Source organism: Deltaproteobacteria bacterium (assembly GCA_020848745.1).
GTDB lineage: Bacteria > Desulfobacterota > Binatia > UTPRO1 > UTPRO1 > UTPRO1.
Genome location: JADLHM010000004.1, coordinates 11,804 through 31,411 on the forward strand (window position 1 = coordinate 11,804; position 19,608 = coordinate 31,411).

17 protein-coding genes, 1 tRNA gene and 1 pseudogene are annotated in these 19,608 nt (G+C 70.2%); 9 read left to right on the forward strand and 10 right to left on the reverse strand.

Going from position 1 to position 19,608, the window contains the following annotated elements:
- The first annotated feature begins 129 nt into the window (after positions 1-129).
- Positions 130-2,943 (forward strand): isoleucine--tRNA ligase, encoded by a 2,814-nt coding sequence (gene ileS, locus IT293_00385; protein MCC6763095.1) that lies wholly within the window; start codon positions 130-132, stop codon positions 2,941-2,943.
- Positions 2,943-3,440 carry a signal peptidase II gene (lspA, locus tag IT293_00390; GenBank protein MCC6763096.1) on the forward strand — a complete coding sequence of 166 codons (498 nt, stop codon included), beginning with the start codon at positions 2,943-2,945 and terminating at the stop codon, positions 3,438-3,440. The genes ileS and lspA overlap by 1 nt, the downstream gene beginning before the upstream one ends.
- 63 nt (positions 3,441-3,503) lie before the next feature.
- Here the strand turns inward: lspA and glnA are convergent.
- The 10 genes and pseudogenes from glnA to priA all read right to left on the reverse strand — a co-directional run bounded on the left by glnA (position 3,504) and on the right by priA (position 13,089).
- Positions 3,504-4,919 (reverse strand): annotated as a pseudogene (glnA, locus tag IT293_00395) (type I glutamate--ammonia ligase).
- A gap of 67 nt (positions 4,920-4,986) precedes the next feature.
- Entirely contained in the window at positions 4,987-5,325 is a 339-nt protein-coding gene (locus tag IT293_00400; GenBank protein ID MCC6763097.1) for a P-II family nitrogen regulator, read from the reverse strand.
- Positions 5,326-5,598: 273 nt separating this feature from the next.
- Positions 5,599-6,216, reverse strand: coding sequence for a glycerol-3-phosphate 1-O-acyltransferase PlsY (gene plsY, locus IT293_00405; GenBank protein ID MCC6763098.1), 618 nt, complete (start codon positions 6,214-6,216; stop codon positions 5,599-5,601).
- 2 nt (positions 6,217-6,218) lie between these two features.
- Positions 6,219-6,698: an SH3 domain-containing protein gene (locus IT293_00410; GenBank protein MCC6763099.1), complete on the reverse strand. Its 480-nt coding sequence runs from the start codon at positions 6,696-6,698 to the stop codon at positions 6,219-6,221.
- Between the two features lie 96 nt (positions 6,699-6,794).
- A tRNA-Pro gene (locus IT293_00415) sits at positions 6,795-6,868 on the reverse strand.
- 114 nt (positions 6,869-6,982) lie between these two features.
- Complete coding sequence (rpe, locus tag IT293_00420) at positions 6,983-7,648, reverse strand: ribulose-phosphate 3-epimerase (protein MCC6763100.1); 666 nt, start codon at positions 7,646-7,648, stop codon at positions 6,983-6,985.
- A 70-nt stretch (positions 7,649-7,718) separates the two neighbouring features.
- A complete protein-coding gene (gene rsmB / locus IT293_00425) occupies positions 7,719-9,065 on the reverse strand; it encodes a 16S rRNA (cytosine(967)-C(5))-methyltransferase RsmB (protein ID MCC6763101.1) in 1,347 nt (448 codons plus the stop codon).
- 4 nt (positions 9,066-9,069) lie between these two features.
- Complete coding sequence (locus IT293_00430) at positions 9,070-9,996, reverse strand: methionyl-tRNA formyltransferase (protein ID MCC6763102.1); 927 nt, start codon at positions 9,994-9,996, stop codon at positions 9,070-9,072.
- Between the two features lie 32 nt (positions 9,997-10,028).
- Entirely contained in the window at positions 10,029-10,598 is a 570-nt protein-coding gene (gene def, locus IT293_00435; GenBank protein ID MCC6763103.1) for a peptide deformylase, read from the reverse strand.
- On the reverse strand, positions 10,573-13,089 hold the full coding sequence (gene priA / locus IT293_00440) for a primosomal protein N' (GenBank protein ID MCC6763104.1): 2,517 nt from the start codon (positions 13,087-13,089) through the stop codon (positions 10,573-10,575). The genes def and priA overlap by 26 nt, the downstream gene beginning before the upstream one ends.
- A gap of 233 nt (positions 13,090-13,322) precedes the next feature.
- On the opposite strand from priA, the gene IT293_00445 reads away from it, so the two are divergent.
- The 7 genes from IT293_00445 to pilM form a co-directional block, all read left to right on the forward strand.
- Positions 13,323-13,823 (forward strand): hypothetical protein, encoded by a 501-nt coding sequence (locus tag IT293_00445; protein MCC6763105.1) that lies wholly within the window; start codon positions 13,323-13,325, stop codon positions 13,821-13,823.
- Positions 13,820-14,203: a prepilin-type N-terminal cleavage/methylation domain-containing protein gene (locus tag IT293_00450; protein ID MCC6763106.1), complete on the forward strand. Its 384-nt coding sequence runs from the start codon at positions 13,820-13,822 to the stop codon at positions 14,201-14,203. The genes IT293_00445 and IT293_00450 overlap by 4 nt, the downstream gene beginning before the upstream one ends.
- Positions 14,200-15,051, forward strand: a complete 852-nt coding sequence (locus tag IT293_00455; GenBank protein MCC6763107.1) for a prepilin-type N-terminal cleavage/methylation domain-containing protein — start codon at positions 14,200-14,202, stop codon at positions 15,049-15,051. Before IT293_00450 ends, IT293_00455 begins: the two co-directional genes overlap by 4 nt.
- Positions 15,048-15,530 carry a hypothetical protein gene (locus IT293_00460; GenBank protein ID MCC6763108.1) on the forward strand — a complete coding sequence of 161 codons (483 nt, stop codon included), beginning with the start codon at positions 15,048-15,050 and terminating at the stop codon, positions 15,528-15,530. The genes IT293_00455 and IT293_00460 overlap by 4 nt, the downstream gene beginning before the upstream one ends.
- Positions 15,531-15,558: 28 nt before the next feature.
- Entirely contained in the window at positions 15,559-18,651 is a 3,093-nt protein-coding gene (locus IT293_00465) for a hypothetical protein (GenBank protein ID MCC6763109.1), read from the forward strand.
- A 10-nt stretch (positions 18,652-18,661) separates the two neighbouring features.
- Entirely contained in the window at positions 18,662-18,943 is a 282-nt protein-coding gene (locus tag IT293_00470) for a hypothetical protein (GenBank protein ID MCC6763110.1), read from the forward strand.
- A 277-nt stretch (positions 18,944-19,220) separates the two neighbouring features.
- Positions 19,221-19,608, forward strand: a 388-nt coding sequence (gene pilM, locus IT293_00475) for a pilus assembly protein PilM (GenBank protein MCC6763111.1), incomplete at its 3' end; no start/stop codon positions are given.

Genomic DNA, 19,608 nt, shown 5'->3' on the forward strand with positions numbered 1-19,608 from the left:
CGTGCGCTCCGGTGGTGGAGGTCAAGACCTCGATCGTGCCTGGCGGCACGGACGGAAAGCAGCGCACGTTCATCAACGACATGGACGGCGAACGCCGACTGAGCGGTTCGCGTTGATGGCGGGCGCTCGATGAGCAAAGCCGGGGGCCCCGACTTCAAGGGCACCCTGAATCTCCCGGCCACGGCCTTCCCGATGCGGGCGAGTCTTCCGGCTCGCGAGCCTGAGATCCTGGCCCATTGGGAGCGCGTCGACGTCTACGGCGCGGGTCTCGCGCGGCGCGCGGGGCGACCCCGCTACCTCCTGCACGACGGTCCCCCCTACGCGAATGGCAACATCCACCTCGGACACGCCCTCAACAAGATCATCAAAGACGTGATCGTGAAGTACAAGAACATGGCGGGCTTCCAGGCGCCCTACGTTCCGGGCTGGGACTGCCACGGGCTGCCGATCGAGCACGAAGTCGAGAAAAAGCTCGGCAAGGAGAAGAAGGCGGCGCTCGGGAAGGTCGAGGTGCGGCGCCTCTGTCGTGACTACGCGGCGAAGTTCGTCGACGTGCAGCGCGCCGAGTTCCGCCGTCTCGGCATCGTCGGCGACTGGTCGAATCCGTACCTCACCACCGAGTACGGCTACGAGGCGACGGAGGTTCGCGAGCTCGCCAAGTTCGTGACGAGCGGCGAGCTCTACCGCGGCAAGAAGCCGGTGCACTGGTGCGCCTCGTGTCAGACGGCGCTCGCCGAGGCGGAGGTCGAGTACCGCGACGTCACGAGCCGGGCCATCTCCGTCGCGTTCCCGTTGGCGGAGCCCCGCCCGCCGCTCTTTGCCGACGTGCCCGGCTCCATTGCCGCCGCCATCTGGACGACGACCCCGTGGACCCTGCCGGCCAACATGGCGATCGCCGTCAACCCCGAGCTCGAGTACGCGGTCGTCGCTCGGCCGGCGGGGGACGCCGTCATCGCCGCGCGCGCGCTCGTGCCGAAGCTCGCGAGCATCCTCGGCGACGACCCACGGATCCTCGCGACGGTGCGCGGCAGCGAGCTCGAAGGCATCCGCGCCCGCCATCCCTGGCTCGATCGCGACTCGCCGTTCGTGCTCGGCGAGCACGTCACCCTCGACGCCGGCACGGGCCTCGTGCACACGGCGCCCGGACACGGCCAGGAGGACTACGAGGTCGGCCTGCGCTACGGGCTCGACGTGTACGCTCCCGTCGACGGTCGGGGACGTTTCGTGCCGGCGGTCGAGCACTTCGGCGGCACGTTCGTCTTCGCGGCCGATGCGAAGATCATCGCGCATCTCGAGGCCGCGGGCCGACTGCTGGAAGCCGCGGCGCTCTCGCACGCGTATCCGCACTGCTGGCGGTGCCACCAGCCGATCATCTTCCGGGCGACCGAGCAGTGGTTCATCTCGATGGAGGCGAAGGATCTGCGCGGCCGCGCGCTCGCGGCGATCGACGGGGTGCGCTGGATCCCCGCCTGGGGCCGCGACCGCATCGCCGGCATGGTGGGCTCGCGTCCCGACTGGTGCATCTCGCGTCAGCGCGCCTGGGGCGTGCCGATCGTGGCGCTCCGCTGCGAGGAGTGCGGCACTACGGCCACCGACGCGACCCTGCTGGCGCACGTCGCCGGCATCTTTGCCGAGGAGAGCTCCGACGCCTGGTTCGTGCGGCCCGTCGAGGACTTCGTCCCGCCGGGATTCGCCTGCCCGCAGTGCCGCGGGACGAACCTCGCGAAGGAGGAGGACATCCTCGACGTCTGGTTCGACTCGGGCGTGAGCTACTCGGCCGTCGTCGAGCGTCGCGCGGATCTCGGCGGCCAGGCCGACCTCTACCTGGAAGGCAGCGATCAGCATCGCGGCTGGTTCCAGAGCTCGCTCCTGACCGCCGTCGGAACGCGCGGATCCGCGCCGTTCAAGACGGTCTTGACCCACGGTTTCGTGCTCGACGAGGACGCGCGCAAGATGTCGAAGTCCGTCGGCAACATCGTAGCGCCGCAGCAGATCGTGGCGAGTCACGGCGCCGACATCCTGCGGCTCTGGGTCGCCGCCGAGGACTACCGCGACGACGTCCGCATCTCGAAGGAGATCCTCGATCGCGCGAGCGAGGCCTATCGTCGCATCCGCAACACGGCGCGCTTTCTGCTCGGCAACCTGGCCGGCTTCGATCCCAAGCGCGACCGCGTGCCGACGGCGCAGCTGATCGAGCTCGACCGCTTCGTCCTCGACCGCCTGCAGAGCCTGATCGAGCGATGCCGGCGCGCCTACGATGCGTTCGAGTTCCACGTCGTCTACCACGCGCTCAACAACTTCTGCAGCGTGGACCTGTCGGCCCTCTACCTCGACATCGTGAAGGACCGCCTCTACTGCGAAGCCGCGGCGTCGCTGGAGCGGCGCTCCGGACAGACGGCGCTCTACCTTCTCCTCGAAGGGCTCGTCGGGCTCATGGCGCCCATTCTGTCGTTCACCGCCGAGGAGATCTGGGGGTTCATGCCGCCGGCTCCGGACCGGACGCCGAGCGTGCTGCTTTCCGACTTTCCGGAGGTCGATCCGGCGCTCCGCGATCCGAAGCTCGCGGCCGAGTGGGAGACGCTGCTCGCCGTGCGCTCCGCGGTGACGAAGACGCTCGAGCCGCTGCGCACCGCCGGCGAGATCGGACAGTCGCTCGAAGCCGACGTGCGGATCGCGGCGAGCGGGCCGGTCGGGGACCTGCTCGCGTCGCGTCGCGCGCAACTCGCGGAGATCTTCATCGTCTCGCGCGTCGCGCTCGTGCCGGAGGGAGAGATCACCGGACCGCTCCTGACGCCCGGCGTCACGGTCGCGGCGAAGCGGATCGTCGGCGAGAAGTGTCCGCGCTGTTGGAACTACCGCGCCGACGCCGGCCGCGATCCCGCCGTCCCCGCCATGTGCGGACGGTGCGTCGGAGTGCTCGCGACCGCGGGATCGAAGGCGTGATGCGCGGCAAGTGGGGTCTCGTCTTCGCGCCCGCCCTGGTCGTGGTCGGTCTCGACCGGCTGACGAAGGCGCTCGTACTCGACCAGATGACCCTTCACGAGTCGATCCCCGTGATCGACGGCTTCTTCGCGCTCACCTACGTCCGGAACACCGGAGCCGCCTTCGGCATCTTCGCGGGGCTCTCGGCCGCGTTCCGCGTTCCGGCATTGCTCGCGATCGCGACGCTCGCGCTCGGTGTTCTCCTGTGGTTCGTCCGCACGGTTCCGCTCGAGCGCCGCGCGGTGATCGCGGCGTGCGGCGGGGTGCTCGGAGGGGCCATCGGCAATATGATCGACCGCACCGCGTACGGTGAGGTGATCGACTTCCTCGACGTCTACCTCGGGGCTTACCACTGGCCGGCGTTCAACGTCGCCGACGCGGCGATCACGGTCGGGGTGATCGTGCTCTGCCTGGATGCGCTATGGAGCCCGCCCGCGCCCGCGCGCTCGCTCGTCTGAGAAAAAAGGGGCGGGCCCGTGAGGACCCGCCCCTTTCCGCGAGGTCGACGTCGCGGCGACGACTTATACGTCGTAGTACAGCGCGAACTCGTAGGGATGTGGACGGAGGCGGATCGGATCGATTTCCTTCGTCCGCTTGTACTCGATCCACGTCTCGACGACGTCCTCGGTGAAGACGTCGCCCTTGAGCAGGAACTCGTGGTCCTCTTCGAGGTGCTTGAGCGCCGCATCGAGCGAGCCGGGCATCGACGGCACGTCCTTCAACTCCTCGGGCGTGAGCGCGTAGATGTCCTTGTCGAGCGGGTCCCCCGGCGAGAGGCGCCGCTCGATGCCGTCGAGACCCGCCATGAGCATCGCGGCGAACGCCATGTAGCCGTTGCAGCTCGGATCGGGGAACCGCACCTCGATGCGCTTCGCCTTCGGAGACGGCGAGTACATCGGGATGCGGACGGCGGCGGAGCGGTTCCGCGACGAGTACGCCAGGTTCACCGGCGCCTCGAAGCCCGGCACCAGGCGGTGGTACGAGTTGACGCTCGGGTTGGTGAAGGCCGCGATCGCCTTCGCGTGCTTCAGGATGCCGCCGATGTAGTGCATCGCGAGCTCGCTCATGCCGCCGTAGCCGTCGCCCGCGAAGAGCGGCTTGTCGCCCTTCCAGATCGACTGGTGGCAGTGCATGCCCGAGCCGTTGTCGCCGAAGACCGGCTTCGGCATGAAGGTCGCCGTCTTGCCGTTCTTCCAGGCGACGTTCTTGACGCAGTGCTTGTACCACATGAGGGCGTCGCCCATCTTGGTGAGCGACATGAACCGCATGTCGATCTCGGCCTGACCGGCCGTTGCGACCTCGTGGTGCTGACGCTCCACGCGGATGCCGACCTTCTCCATCATCAGTACCATCTCGGCGCGGAGGTCCTGCTGCGAGTCGGTCGGCGAGACCGGGAAGTAGCCTTCCTTGTGGCGCGGCTTGTAGCCGAGGTTCGGACCCTCTTCGCGGCCCGTGTTCCAGATGCCCTCGACGGAGTCGAGGAAGTAGTAGCCGCTGTGCGCGTTCTGGTCGTAGCGAACGTCGTCGAACACGAAGAACTCGGGCTCGGGGCCGAAGTACGCCGTGTCGCCGATGCCCGTCGACTTGAGGTACGCCTCGGCCTTGCGCGCGATGTTGCGCGGGTCGCGCGAGTACTCTTCCTTCGTGATCGGGTCGACGATGTTGCAGATGAGCGACAGCGTCGGATGGGCCATGAACGGGTCCATGACCGCGGTCGAGGCGTCCGGCATGACGAGCATGTCGGAGGCGTTGATGGGCTGCCAGCCGCGGATCGACGATCCGTCGAAACCGAGCCCTTCTTCGAAGACCTCGGCTTCGAACTCGCTGATCGGCGTCGAGAAGTGCTGCCAGATGCCGAGAAAATCGAGGAACTTGAAGTCGACCGCGACTGCCTAGTTGTCTTTCGCCAGCTTGATGGCGTCCTTCGCCGTACTCATTCGCTATCTCCCTCCCGTGGTGTGGGCGTGCGGCCGACCTTCGCGAGCCGGTCTCGCCGTGGTGTCGTCAGATGGCCTGTTCGCCGCGTTCGCCGGTTCGGATGCGCACGACCTCATCGATGGGCATGACGAAGATCTTTCCGTCGCCGATGCGCCCGGTCTTCGCGGATTTTTCGATCGCGGCGACGACGTTCGCGACCTGGTCGTCCCGGACGATGATCTCGAGCTTCACCTTGGGAAGGAAGTCGACGACGTACTCGGCGCCCCGATAGAGCTCGGTATGGCCCTTCTGGCGGCCGAAGCCTTTGACCTCCGTCACGGTGATGCCCTGGATGCCGATCGCCGAGAGGGCTTCCTTCACCTCGTCGAGCTTGAACGGCTTGATGATCGCATCGACTTTCTTCATGTGATCCTCCCTGGTGACTTCGCTTGACGCGGGCTCGTCGATATCGAGGCGTTGGTCGTCACGGTCGGCCGCTCACTTTTCGACTCCCGGATGTACGTACTCGATTCGGCGGTGAACCCGAGTTGAAGATCGAGGATGCCATGCAAGTCAAGGGCCGCCAGGTCAGCGCGGGCACCGCGAAGGGGCGTTGGGTCGATCACGAATCTCGATCGTGAAGTGCTGCCTAAACTATGGGCAGCGCCCTAAGTTTGAGCGGTCCCGCGGCCAACCGCCTCAGGCGAATCCCGAGTCGGGAAACGTGGAGCGCCGGCCGCCGAGCCGTGCTTCGGTGCCGAAGCGCAGGCGGCGGATGTTGTCCCGATGCCGATAGGCGATGCACGCCCCCATCACGGCCGCGACGACGATCGTCGTCGCGGGATATGCGAGCCCCGCGAGGATGAGGGGCGTCACGACGGCGGTCAGGATCGAGCCGAGAGAGACGTAGCGGCTGACCGCCACCGTCAGGAGGAAGGTCGGGACGGCGATCGCCATGCCGAGGGGTGCGAGACCGAGCAGTACCCCGAGTGAGACGGCGACGCCCTTCCCGCCCTGGAACCCGAGAAAGCACGGAAAAATGTGACCGATGAAGGCGGAGAGCGCCACGAGCGCGCGCCCCGGGTCGCCGAGCCCGAGCTCGGTCGCCAGCAGGACCGGAGCGAGACCCTTCAGCGTGTCGCCGACGAGGGTCAGTGCCCCGGCCGTGTTGCCCGCAGCGCGGGCGACGTTCGTCGCCCCGATGTTGCCGCTGCCGATGTCGCGGGGATCCACGCCGCGGCGCCGCGCCAGCCAGACGCCCGTCGGAATGGACCCGCAGAGATAGCCGAGCGCGACCAGTGGGAGCAGCATGGACATCGTCAGAACCGGAGTGAGCGTCCGCGGCGGGCGCGATGCCGCTCCCAGACGCCGCCGACGAGCACGCCGACGACGAGACCTATGCCCGCCGCGACGATCGGCACGACCTCGGGGACGCTCGCGGGATCGCCGGCCCGCGGCGGGGTCTGTCTGCGTTCGGCTGCGAGCGCGTCGACGACCGATCGCAGGCGGGCGACCTCGGTCGCGAGGCCCTCCCGCGCATCGGGCCCGGACTCGGAAGATGGCGCTGCCGCCGGCGTCGCCGTGGCGGGTACGTCCGCGGACGGACGCGCGGCCTCCACCGCATGCACGAGATCTCCGGCGGGCACCCAGGCGCGGCGGCCGTCGGGAAGCAGGACCTCGCTCCAGCCGTCGCGCTCTCCGAGCAGCCGGACGCGAACATTGCCGCGGAGGATCGCGATCCCCGCCTCGGCCTTCCCGGGCGCCTCGCGGGCGACGATCTCGTCTCCACGGGTGGTCACGTCCTCCGCGCGGCTCGCCGGGGTTCCTCCGCCGATGGCGGCTGCCACGACCCCGCCCGCGAGCGCCGCACGGAATCTACGGCCGTGAAAAGAAAATCGGGGTGACTGGATTTGAACCAGCGACTTCTGCGTCCCGAACGCAGCGCTCTGCCAGTCTGAGCTACACCCCGTCAACGTAGGCCGCAAAGTAGACCCGAGGCTGCGTAACATACGGGAACGGGAATGCAAACTGGCCGGGGGATGGCGGGTCGCTCCGCGGCTCCCGGGGGCACGCCTGCCGTTGGTCAGACCGCGGGGCCCGAGGCGGCGACGTTTCGGCGCATGGCGGTGATTGCCGTCCCGTAGTCGGGCGCACCGAAGACCGCCGTGCCCGCGACCAGGACGTCGGCTCCCGCCCGCGCCGCGGCGCCGGAGTTCTCGACGGTGATGCCGCCGTCGATCTCGATCAGGAATCGCAACCCGAGGCGTTCGCGGAGCCGACGGGCGTCCTCGAGCTTGGCGAGGCTCCCCGGAATGAACTTCTGGCCTCCGAAGCCGGGGTGCACGCTCATCACGAGCACCATGTCGAGGTCGCGGGCGCTCGGCGCGACGACCTCGACCGGCGTGTCCGGGCTCACCGCGAGGGACGGACGCGCGCCGCGCGTCCGGATGTCGGCGATCACCTCGCGCGGCTCCGGACAGGCTTCGTAATGAATCGAGACCCAGTCGGCGCCGACGTCGATGAAGCGCGGCGCATAACGTCCCGGATCGCTCACCATCATGTGGACGTCGAGCGGCAACGACGTCGCGCGGCGAATGGCCTTCACCACGTCGGGCCCCATGGTGAGGTTCGGTACGAAATGCCCGTCCATCACGTCGAGGTGCAGCCAATCGGCGCCGGCGGCCTCGGCCGCCCGCACCTCGTCGTTCAACCGGCCGAAGTCCGCGGACAGAACCGAAGGGGCGATCAGGTGGGCACGGCACACGGCGGCACCGGATATACGACCCGCCTCCGACCCCCGCAAGGCGAGAGGCGCGTCCTCAGACGCGGCGCGCCCGGACCGCGAAGAAGCCGTCGAGGCCGTGGCGATGCGGCAGCGTGCGGAGCGCGCCGGCGTCGTCGACGAGCGCGCGCGCGCTCGGCGGCAAGATCTCGTCCGCGCGCTCGCGGCGGAGCTCGGGGTGCGCCGCGAGCCACCGATCGACGACGTCCGCGTTCTCTTCGTCGGTGAGCGTGCAGGTCGAGTAGACGAGCACGCCGCCGGGCCGCAGGAGCGGCGTCGCCGCGTCGAGGATGCGGCGCTGGGTCGTCGCGAGCCGTCGTAGATCGTCCGGGGTGCGACGCCAGCGGATCTCGGGATGAGCCCGCAGCGTGCCGAGGCCGCTGCACGGTGCGTCGACCAGGATGCGGTCGAACGAGCCGTGCGCGAGGGTCGCCTCGGCGGCCCGCGCGTCGAAGACGATCGGGCGGATCGCGTGGAGCCCGAGGCGCGCGGCGTTTCGCGCGATCGCCGCCGCGCCGCGGCGCCGCCGATCGCCGGCGACGATCGTCCCTTGGTCGCGCATGCGCTCGGCCGCGTGCGCCGCCTTGCCCCCCGGCGCCGCGCACGCGTCGAGGACGCGCATGCCCGGTCGCGGCTCGAGGAGCCAGGTGACGAGCTGCGACGCTTCTTCCTGCACGCTGAACGCGCCGTCCGACCATCCCGGGAGCGCGTGTGGATCGGCCGCCTGCACCCGTATCGCGTCGGGGGCGAAGCGACCCGGCTCGCACGCGATGCCGGTCGCGGCCAGGCGTGACATCAGCGCCTCACGCTCGCCGGGACGCGCACGCAGGACGGTCGGCGCCGCCTCGTTGTCCGCGGCGAGGAGGTCGCGCACGCCGTCGCCGAAACGGCGCCGCCAGCGCTCGACCAGCCAGCGCGGATGCGAGAACGCCACCGCCAGGTGCTCCAGCGGATCGGCGGCGGGATCCGGGAGCGGCAGCGATGCGCGCTCGCGGGCGGCGCGCCGCAGGACGGCGTTCACGAGCCGGCTCGCCGCCGGCACCGCCCGCTTGGCCAGCTCGACGCTCGTCGCGACCGCCGCGTGCGGCGGCACGCGGTCGAGGAGGGTGAGCTGATAGAGGCCGAGCCGCAGCGTCATGCGGATGCGCGGATCGAAGCTCGCGCAGTCGCGGTCGGCGAGCCGCGCGAGCTGCCAGTCGAGGCGGCCCTGCCATGCGAGCGTTCCGTAGACGAGCCGGCTCGCGAGGGCGCGGTCGCGGACGTCGAGCCGCGCCGCCGCGAGCGCGCCGGCGAGCGTCGCGTCGGCATGCGCCCCGATCTCCTCGACGCGCATCAGTACGTCGAGCGCGAGCGCGCGAGCCGCGAGCGGATCGCCCGATTCCATCCGGCTAGACGAGCCGCGCGCCGGGCGCGAGGCGGGCGCCGGCCGCGAACGCGGCGCCGGGCATCGCCTTCTTGCCCTCGGGCTGGAGCGTCACGATCGCGAGCGTGCCGTCGCCCGTCGTGACCTCGAGGTCGCGGCCGCGGACCGCGAGCGTTCCCGCGGGGGCGGCGGGACGCTTCTCGGCCACGAGACGCGTCGCCACGATTTTCAACGTCCGCCCCTCGAGCGTCGTGAACGCCGACGGCCAGGGCGCGAAGGCGCGCACCATGCGCTCGATCGACGCGGCGTCGCGCGACCAGTCGATGCGCCCGTCGTCCTTCTCGAGCCGCGGCGCGTACGTTGCGCGGCGCTCGTCTTGCGGTATCGGCTGGAGCCCCGTCGCACGGATCGCCGTGACCGCCTCGACGAGCGCCGTCGCGCCGAGCTCCGCGAGCGCCACGGTCAGGCTGCCGGTGGTGTCTTCGGGCGCGATCGGACGGGTGCGTTGCCGCAGCATGTCGCCCGTGTCGAGGCCTTCGCCCATCACCATGATCGTCACGCCGGTCTCGGCATCGCCCGCGCGGATCGCGGCCGCGATCGGCGCCGCGCCTCGGTGGCGCGGCAAGAGCGATGCGTGCACGTTCAGGGGGGCGAGGGTCGGAAGCGCGAGGAGCGCGGGCGGGAGGATCTTTCCGTAGGCCGCGACGACGAGCAGATCCGGCTCGAGCGCCGCGAGCGCCGCGGCCGACTCGGGGGTGCGAACGCTCGCGGGTCTGAGCAGCGGCACGCCGAGCTCCCCCGCGGCCGCCGAGACGGGCGACGGCTGGAGGCTCAGGCCGCGGCCGCGCGGGCGGTCGGGTTGCGATACGACTCCGACGAGCGTCGTCACCTCGGCCAGCGCGCGCAGGCTCGGCACCGCGAACTCCGGCGTGCCCATGAAGACCGAACGCATCGGCCGATCGTTCGGCCAGCGCAGCACGGCGGTCAGATCATCGCGCGCCGCGCCGGCGGCGCGTCTCGGCCGTCGCGCTCCATCTTCTTGAGCTTGCGCCGGTAGAGGTCGCGCTTGAGACGGCTCAGGCGGTCGAGGAAGAGGGTACCGTTCAGGTGGTCGATCTCGTGCTGCAAGGCCACGGCGAGGAGGCCGGTGCCCTCGATCTCGACCTCCTTCTGGTCGGTCGTCCACGCCTTCACGAGCACGCGCTCCGCGCGCAGCACCTCCGCCTGATAGTCGCGCACCGAGAGACAGCCTTCCTCCCAGAGAACCTCTCCCTCGGACTCGGTGATGACGGGATTGACCAGCTTCAGGAGCTGCTTGCCCTTGTTCTCGTGATCGACGTCGAGGACGATCACGCGTTGCGAGAGGCCGATCTGCGGGGCCGCGAGTCCGACGCCGGGCGCGGCGTACATCGTCTCGACCATGTCGTCGATCGCCTTCGCGACGACGCCGTCGATGTCGGTCACGTCCTGCGCCACCTCTTTCAAGACGGGCGCCGGATACGTGTAAATCCTCCGAATCACGAGGGTTTCATAACATGCTGACCGGATCGACATCAACGACGAGGCGCACGGTGCGGGAGTCCGACGAGGCGCGCCACGCGGTCTGCAGGGCCCCGAGCGTCTCGTGCAGCGCCCGGGCGCCGCTCGCCGTCAGGACGAGCTGCCAGCGATAGCGATCGCGCAGCCGCTCGAGCGGCGCCGGGGCCGGGCCGCGCAGCAGGACTCCCTTCGCCGTCGCCCCCGCCCGGACGCGCGCCGCGAGGCGCTCGGCGCAGGCTCCCGTCCGGTCGAAGTCCGGCCCCTCGAAGCGCAGGACGGCGAGCCGGGCGAAGGGCGGATAGTCGGTCTCGCGGCGGCTCGCGAGCTCGGCGGGGGCGAAGCTCTCGTAGTCGTGCGCCGCCGCCGCGGCCAGACTGTGGTGCGTCGGGCGGTAGGTCTGGACGACGACGCGCCCCGGGAGCGGACCGCGACCCGCGCGGCCGGCGACCTGGGTCAGGAGCTGGAAGGCGCGCTCGCCGGCGCGGAAGTCGGGCATGCTGAGCGCGACGTCCGCGAGCAGCACGCCGACGAGGGTGACCCCGGGCACGTCGTGGCCCTTCGCGACCATCTGGGTGCCGATCAGCACGTCGAGCTTCCCGCCGCTCCACGCTTCGAGGATGCGTCGGTGCGCGCCTCGGCGCGCCGTCGTGTCGCGGTCGAGACGACCGACCCGCGCGCCGGGGAACCGTGCCGCGACCTCCGCCTCGATCCGCTCCGTGCCGAGGCCCATCGCCACGAGCGTGCCGCGCCTGCACGCCGTGCATGCGATCTCGCGCGCCGAGCGCGCGTAGCCGCAGTGGTGACAGAGCAGCGCGACCCGCCGACGGTGCAGCGTCAGGCTCACGCTGCACGAGGGACAGCCCGCGGGTTCGCCGCATACCAGACAATGCATGGCGCTCGCGAAGCCCCGGCGGTTCAGGAAGAGGAGCGTCTGCTCGCCGCGGCCGAGGGTCTCCTCCATCGCCGTCAGCAGGATCGGCGAGAAGAGCGGCGTTGCGGGCTCGCACGGGTCGGTAGAGGTCGCCGTCGTCGCGTCGTTCGGGACGCGCAGCGCCACCGGACGTCCGTCCGGGCTCCGGAGATCGACGATCGTCACCTGCGGCAACGGCCGTCCGTGCACGCGCTCGGGGAGGGTGAGCCGGCGGTACTTGCCGTCGAGGGCCTGCTGGTGGCTCTCGACCGACGGTGTCGCCGACCCGAGCACGACCGGCACGTTCGCGAGCTTCGCGCGGACGATCGCGAGGTCGCGGCCGTGATAGCGGAGGCCTTCGTCCTGCTTGTAGGCCGCGTCGTGCTCCTCGTCGACGATCACGAGCCCGAGGTCCACGAGAGGAGCGAAGATCGCCGACCGCGTGCCGACCACCACCCGCGCCTCCCCGCGGGCGATCCGCCGCCACTCGTCCCAGCGCTGGCCCGGCGCGAGGCCGCTGTGCACCAGGGCGACCGTGTCCCCGAAGCGTTCCTGCGCCCGCGCGACGAGCTGATGGGTGAGCGCGATCTCGGGCACCAGCATGAGGACCGAGCGCCCGGCGGCGCGCGTGCGCGCGGCGAGGCGGAGGTACACCTCGGTCTTGCCGCTGCCGGTGACGCCGTGGAGCAGGAAGGTCCGGAACGTGTCGGGCGCGACGGCGTCGATGGCGGCGCGCTGCGCCGCGGTGAGCTCGGGGGCGCGCGCCGGTGACGCCGTCGCGCCGAGGTCGCGGTAGCGCTCGACGCGCTCGCGGGTCGCCATCCCCCGCTTCACGAGCGTGCTGGCGGCGGCGCGGGCGCCGGGGTCGAGGGTCGCGACGTCGAGGCGCCGGTCCGGAGCCGCGAGCAGGCGCTCGTAGCACGCGAGCTGTCGCGGCGCGCGCCGCGCCAGCGTCGCCGCCTCCGCGGGGTCGAGCTCCCGGACGAGCGCGAGGATGGTCGCGTAACGGGTCGTCACGGAGGGGCCCTGGCGGAGCTCTTCGCTCGTGAGCGTGCCGCGGCGGACGAGCGCGCGAACGGCGCGGGCGACGCCGGGGTTCGCGAGCGCGCGCTCGAGCGCCGTCAGCGTGAGGCCGTCGCCGCTGTCCCGCACGCGCTCGAGGATCGCCGCCTCGAGCGCGGCCTTGGGCGCCGGCGCCGCGTCGGCGATCCGCAGCACCCGCGCCGAGCGCGCGCGCAGGCCGCCCGGCAGCGCCACCGCCAGCACGTCGGCGAGCCCAGCCAGATAGTAGCGCGCGCTCCACCGGCAGAGCTCGAAGACCTCGCCGCTGACGATCGGTTCGGCGTCGAGGACGTCGACGATGTCGCGGATCCTGCGCACGTCGGCGGGCGGCGCAGGGTGGAGCGCGGTCACGATGCCGGTCTCGTGGCGCGTCCCGAGCGGCGCCACCACCCGCATCCCCCGGCGGAGCCGTCCCCGCCAGGCGGCCGGTACGGCGTACGTGAGGGCGTCGCGGCCCGGGAGCGCGCGCAGCAGCGCGACCTCGGCGTACGCCGGCGCTTCGGGCGGCGCCGGGATCGGTTCGGGCAGCGACACGTCTGCGCTCATCCACTTCGCCGCGCGATCTGTCAAAGCACGCGGCGGCACGCCGATGACACCGGCGGTCTTTGCGACGCACAGATGCGTAGGCCGCATCGTGCTCACGGGGGCTATCTGTGCGCCGCTCCAGCCGGAAGCGCCAGAAATCCGGCGGAGCGGATCTTGCTCCGCGCGGGCGCAGGGGGTCGGATCTCGTGCACCGAGCACAAACGCTGAGAAGGAATGCCGGATTGACGCTGGTCGAAGTCCTGACGGCCGTGAGCCTGCTCGGGATCGTCACCGCCGTCGCCGCCACCAACTTCACCGCGATGGCGCCGGCCTTCCGGACGCGTGGCGCCGCGCTTGCCGTCGCCGGCGACCTCAACCAGGCCCGCATGGCCGCCATCAAGGAGGCCCGTGTCTATGAGTACTTCCCCATCTCCGGGGGCTACCAGATCCGCCGTGACGACGGAGCCGGTGGCCGCCAGGTCGTGAAGCAGGTCGTGATCGGCAATGAGTACCCGCACGTCGTGTTCGGGCACACCGACATCGACGAGGATCCGTACGCCGCCGCGATCACGAGCTCGGCGCCGACCGTGACGGTCACGTTCCACTCGAACGGGACGGTGCAGAACGCCGCCGGCGTGTTCCTGGAAGCGTCGAGCAGCGACGGGCTCGTGCAGCAGGCGGTCACGATGAGCGCGGCGGGGCGCGTGCGCGTCTGGAAGCACACCGACGAGGGATGGCGATGACGGCGGACGCGCGTCGGAACACCGAGGCGGGCTTCACGCTCGTCGAGGTGCTGGTCGCGACGGCGATCGCCGCGATCGGTTTCCTCGGCCTCGCGGCGACGTACGCGACGTCGCTGCGCGCGACCGTCGTCGGGCGCAACGTCAGCGTCGCGACGAACCTCGCCGTCGAGGCGATCGAGACGATGCGGCGCCGCCCCTACGAGGAGATCGCCACGACCAGTCCGACCTCGATCGTGCGCGACAACATCTCCTTCACCAGCACGGCGACTGTCGCCGCCGTCGGAACGACCTCGAAGAAGGTGACCATGGGCGTGTCGTGGAGCGACCAGTTCGGCGCGCACTCGCCGGGCGTACAGCTCATCACGGTGATCGGCCAATGAGGCGCGACCTGCACGGCAATGTCCGGGGCTTCACGCTGGTCGAGCTCCTCGCGGCGATCAGCGTCGCGTCGATCGCCCTCGTCGTGCTGGCGAGCGCCGTCCGCAGCCAGGGGTCGAGCGCCGTCTACCAGATGGGCGCGGCCGACATGCAGCAGAACGTGCGCGGCGCGCTCGACCTGTTCCGTCGCGAGGTGCGCATGGCGGGATTCGGCATGTCGGCGGTGCCGACGGCCGTGCTGCCGGCTCTGGAGGTCCCCGCCGTATCGAGCGGCGAGCTCTATCGCGTGAACCTCTTCGGCAACTACGGCTCGGTGCGCAGCCGGGTCGGGACGGCGGGCGCGGTCGGCGGCGCGTCGACGATCCTGCTCGAGCCGTCGGGACCGAGCGGCGCGTGCCTCCCCTCGTCGAAATCCTTCATGGTGGGAGAGCGCGTGTCGATCGAGTCGGCGCTCCGTGGCGTCGCCGAGGTCTACGAGATCGCCGCCTACAGCTCCGCCAACTGCTCGATCACCGTCTCGCCCACGGTCGTCGCCGACGGCTACGAGTTCGGCTCGCCGGTGAACGAGGTGCAGCAGCTCAGCTACATCCTCGACTCCAACGACGTGCTCTGGCGCGAAGGGGTGGTCGTGGCCGACCAGATCGACGTCATGCAGCTCGCCTACATCCTGAAGGACGGCACGTCGGTCGCCGACCCCTCGAGCAACCTCGACGACCTGCGGTCGGCCACCATCGCGATGCGCTCGGAGAAGCCAGAGCATCTCGGCATGGCGCCGAACGCGGCGCTGCAGACCGAGGTCCGCATCCGCAACCTGGACATCGTGCGCGAGCCGATGATCGACAACCTATGAGGCCGCTCGCCAATCAGCGGGGGATCGCGCTGCTCACGGTCCTCGGACTGCTTTCGGTCCTGCTCGTGCTCGCGTCGCTCGTCGCGGGCAGCTCGCGCATGGAGGCCGCGCTCTCCGGGCTCGGCAAGGAGAGCGCGCGGGCCTTCGCGGCAGCGGAAGCCGGCCTCAACTACGGCCTCGGCGACGTGAACAACTTCACCGCCGCGGACTCCCTCGACAAGGGCTGCTGCGAGGGCGCCGGCTGCGCCTACGACCCGCGCGAGACCGACCTCGTCAGCGCGGGCTTGTTCGCCTCGCCGCAGACGTCGGGCTACGTCCGCGTCTGCTTCGATCGCGAGGGGCCGCCGCCGCCGAGCATCAAAGTCAGCGCGCTGCGCTTCAAGGCCTTCCACTTCGACCTCGACGCGCGCGGCAACGCCAACCCGAACGGATCGAGCTTCCTCCAGATGGAGGCCGCGCGCCTCGGCCCGTCCCAGTGAGACGAACGCGAGAAAGAGTGTGATCGCCATGCGCCGCCAAGCCAAACGAGCCACCGGAATCGCCGCCCTGCTCGCGGCCGTGCTCCTGACGGCCGCCACCGCCCGCGCCGGCAGCGACCTGGACGTCTTCATCGCCGGCCAGAGCGTGCAGCCGAACGTCCTCATCCTGTTCGACAACTCGGGCAGCATGAACGACGGCGTTCCGTACGATCCCGGCTATACGTACGACGGGTCGTACACGCCGACGACCGTCTACGACCGGTGCAGCTCCTACAACGCGAACTGCACGTGCCGGCGGACGCAGGCGTCATGGAAGGTCGCGACCGTGTGCAGCTGGGTCGACGCCAACAACGACGGTCAAGACGACCGTGCGCCCTCCTACAAGAAGATCGGCAACCGCCGGAACTTCGACCTGCTGCCGAATCCGCCGAAGCTCTCCGTCGCCAAGTCGGTCGTCGACGGCTTGCTGCAGGACCCGGCCAACGCCCAGGTCCGCTTCGGCCTCATGATCCTCAACGGGAACTATCTGCCGAGCGACTACACGAGCGCGTCGCAGACGTCGACGTACCACAACGACAAGTCGATTCTGAAGGCGGAGATCGGAACCGACGTCACGACGCTCCGGGGCATCGTCGACGGGCTGGTCGGGGTCGCCGGCACGCCGCTGGCGCCGCGCCTCATCGCCGCGGGGCGCTACTACAAGCACGACGGCTACTTCACCGGCGCGGACCCCGTGCAGTATCTCTGCCAGCGCAACTACGTGGTGCTCATGACCGACGGCCGGCCGCAGGTCGACGGCGTCGCGTTCGGCAGCTGCGACAGCGGCTTCAGCAATCCGTACTGCGGCTCCAACGCGAGCGGGTCGTTCAGCTACATCGAGTCGTGGCTCGGTGCGCCGTACGACAAGGACGGCGACGGCCGCGATCCCGATCCTTCCCACTTCAGCCCGCCGTCGGGTTGCACGCCGAACTCGTCGCCCGACTCGGAGCCGTGCGAATACCACAACGGCGGGTCCGACTACCTCGATGACGTCGCGAAGGTGCTGCTCGACAGCGATCTCCGCCTCGATCTCGACGGCCAGCAGGCGCTCGTCACGTACACGATCGGCTTCGACGTCGCGAACGGTCTCCTCGGACGTGCCGCCGCGCACGGTGGCGGCGCGTACTACACCGCCAACACCTACGACGAGCTCGCCGACGCCTTCCGCGCCACGCTGAACGCGATCGTGAGCGAGACCGAGTCGTTCGTCGCGCCGGTCGTGCCCGTGAGCCAGACGACGCGGACGCAGAGCGGCGACCGGCTCTACATCGCCCTCTTCCGCCCGCGCGACGGGTCGCTGCGCTGGCCGGGCAATCTCAAGAAGTACCAGGTGTCCGAGGACGGCCAGCTGCTCGACGCGAGCGGCGCGGCCGCCACCAACACCGACGGCGAGATCCTGCCCGGCGCCCTCTCGTACTGGGACTCGACGGCTTCGGGATCGGCGGTGAGCAAGGGCGGCGTCGGCGAGATCCTGTTGAACCGCGCGACCGCGCGCAACATCTACAGCAACACGACGACCACGATTCCGTCGGGCGGGCTCGACCTGACCGGCGGCGCGCACGCCTTCACGACCGGCAACGCGGCGCTCACGATGGCGATGCTCGGCGCCGCGAGCGCGACCGAGCGCGCGCAGGTCATCGACTACGTCCACGGCGTCGACGTCTACGACGACGACGAGGACTCCAACATCACCGAGAAGCGCAACTGGATCCTCGGCGACACGATCCACTCCGTGCCGCTGGTCGTGAACTACAGCCCGAGCGACGCGATGATCCTGATCGGCGCCAACGACGGGATGCTGCACGCCTTCGACGACGCGACCGGCGCCGAGCTCTGGGCCTACGTTCCCGACGAGCTCCAGTCGAAGCTGAGACTCCTCACGCCGGGCGTGAGCGGTGCGCACCAGTTCTTCGTCGACTCGTCGCCGAAGCTGCTCACCACCGACGACGGCCACAAGATCATCGTGTTCGGGTTCGGCCGCGGCGGGCGCGCCTACTACGGGCTCGACGTCACGTCCAAGACCGCGCCGAAGCTCCTCTGGAAGATCACCAACGCGACCAGCACCGGCGGCGGCGATTTCAGCGAGCTCGGCCTCGGATGGTCCGAGCCGGCGTTCATCAAGACGAGCGCGGGCGTCGACGCGTTCCTGATCGGCGGCGGCTACGACGACTACTTCGACGATCCGAGCAACACCGCCGCCAACACCGCGAGCCCCATGGGGCGCGCGATCTTCGCGGTCGACGCCGCGACCGGCGCGCTCATCCAGAAGATCAAGCCGACCGGCATGGATTTCGCGATCCCGAGCAACGTGGCCGCGCTCGACTTCAACGGCGACAAGAAGCTCGACCGCGCCTACGTGGGCGACCTCGGCGGCAACATGTGGCGCATCGACAGCAATCTCGTCGCGACGAAGCTCTTCGCCTCGGGCGGCAATCGCAAGATCTACTATGCGCCCGACGTGGTGCGTGACCGCGGGTTCCTGTCGGTCTTCTTCGGGACGGGCGACCGCAGCAACCCTCTCGAGACGAGCGTCACCGACCGCATCTACGCGGTGAAGGATGACAACACCTCGAACCTCACCGAGTCGGACCTCGTCGACGTCACGACACGCGTCGAGCAGAACGGCTCGGAGGCGGAGGCCGATCTCAAGGAAGAGCTCAAGGACGCCCAGGGCTGGTTCATCCAGCTGAACCAGCGGCCGGGCGAGAAGGTCCTGGCGTCGCCGTCGGCGTTCTTCAGCGTCTACTTCTCGACGTTCGTGCCGGTCTCCGGCGTGTGCAACGCTGGTGGCGACGCGCGCATCTACGAGCTCAACTACGAGACCGGCGGCATTCCCGACTCGAAGGTCGTCGATCCGGACGGTGACGGTCCCGATCCCGTGCCGACGGTGGCGCGCGACGACCGCTTCATCGTGATCGGCAAGAGCATCCCGACCGAGCTCACGGTGACCATCCAGAAAGAGGGGTCGAGCGGCTTCGTCGCTTCCAGCGGCAACGTCGACCGCCTGCCGCTGCCAGATCTGCCGAACAACGTGACGCCGCTTTCATGGCGCGAGTGCTCGACCGGCGTGCCGTGTCGATGACGAGGATCCGATGACGAAGGCCAACGTACGAGTCGCGATCGGCGCCGCCGTCGCGGGGGCGCTGTTGCTGGGCTCGATCGCGAGTGCGGCGGTCGCGGGGGTGGTGACTGCCGTCTCGAAGCGCGACGTGACGGTCTCCGGGGCCGTCTATCCCGTCAACGAGGCCATCGCGTTGGAGGACATGACGGGTCAGCCCATCCAGTGGTCGGAGATCCGCCCGGGTGTGGCCGTCGAGCTCGAGTTCGACGAGAAGGGCCGCCTCGTACTCATCCGGGCGAGCGTCGTCCGCTGAGCCAGCGGTAGGCCGGTCGGCGTCAATTTCTCGTCGTGCCGGCGCGCCCACGTACAGGAATGTGTCGGCGCCGTTCGTTCTCCGTCGGTCGAGCCATGGGTGTGCGTGGGATTTCGCGGGGTCCGGGCGCGGCACCGCACTTGCAACGCTCGTCGTAGCCCCTCCTTTCCGCGCGGGACGAGGCCCGATCCGCATGGTGTGGATCGGGTCCTCTCCCGAGTGGCGCGAGGGGAGCCAAGACAGGGGGTCGCCACGATGACGTGTCGGGGGAGCAAGGATGCGTAGCGGGCTTGGCGGGAAGCTCAGCGGTGTGTTCCAGCGGTCGCTGCGGGATCTCCTGCCCCGCGGCCGCGGCGGCGCCTACCTCGCCCTCGACATCGGGTCGAGCTGCGTGAAGCTCGTCGAGACCGACGGCAATCCGGGCGGCATCCGCATCACCGCGGCCGGGATCGCGCCGCTGCCGCCGACGGCCGTGCAGAACAACCTGATCCAGGATCCGAGCGTCGTCGCCTCGACCATCCGCGACCTGGTGCGTCAGACCGGCGCCCGCGCCACGGACGTGATCACCGCCGTCCCGGGGCCCGCGGTCATGATCAAGAAGCTGCACCTGCGCGCCGAGGACGAGGCCAATCTCGAGAACCACGTGATGCTCGAGGCCGGGAACG

Bases quoted from the DNA above. Each gene is read 5' to 3' on its own strand.
- plsY (MCC6763098.1), bottom strand. From the start codon at position 6,216: ATGTCCATGCTGCTCCCACTGGTCGCGCTCGGCTATCTCTGCGGGTCC.
- IT293_00430 (MCC6763102.1), bottom strand. From the start codon at position 9,996: ATGCGTTCGGTCTTCATGGGCACGCCGGAGTTCGCGGTGCCGAGCCTG.
- def (MCC6763103.1), bottom strand. From the start codon at position 10,598: ATGTCGATCCGGTCAGCATGTTATGAAACCCTCGTGATTCGGAGGATT.
- IT293_00455 (MCC6763107.1), top strand. From the start codon at position 14,200: ATGAGGCGCGACCTGCACGGCAATGTCCGGGGCTTCACGCTGGTCGAG.
- IT293_00450 (MCC6763106.1), top strand. From the start codon at position 13,820: ATGACGGCGGACGCGCGTCGGAACACCGAGGCGGGCTTCACGCTCGTC.
- IT293_00465 (MCC6763109.1), top strand. From the start codon at position 15,559: ATGCGCCGCCAAGCCAAACGAGCCACCGGAATCGCCGCCCTGCTCGCG.
- rsmB (MCC6763101.1), bottom strand. From the start codon at position 9,065: ATGGAATCGGGCGATCCGCTCGCGGCTCGCGCGCTCGCGCTCGACGTA.
- IT293_00400 (MCC6763097.1), bottom strand. From the start codon at position 5,325: ATGAAGAAAGTCGATGCGATCATCAAGCCGTTCAAGCTCGACGAGGTG.
- IT293_00460 (MCC6763108.1), top strand. From the start codon at position 15,048: ATGAGGCCGCTCGCCAATCAGCGGGGGATCGCGCTGCTCACGGTCCTC.
- ileS (MCC6763095.1), top strand. From the start codon at position 130: ATGAGCAAAGCCGGGGGCCCCGACTTCAAGGGCACCCTGAATCTCCCG.
- IT293_00470 (MCC6763110.1), top strand. From the start codon at position 18,662: ATGACGAAGGCCAACGTACGAGTCGCGATCGGCGCCGCCGTCGCGGGG.
- lspA (MCC6763096.1), top strand. From the start codon at position 2,943: ATGCGCGGCAAGTGGGGTCTCGTCTTCGCGCCCGCCCTGGTCGTGGTC.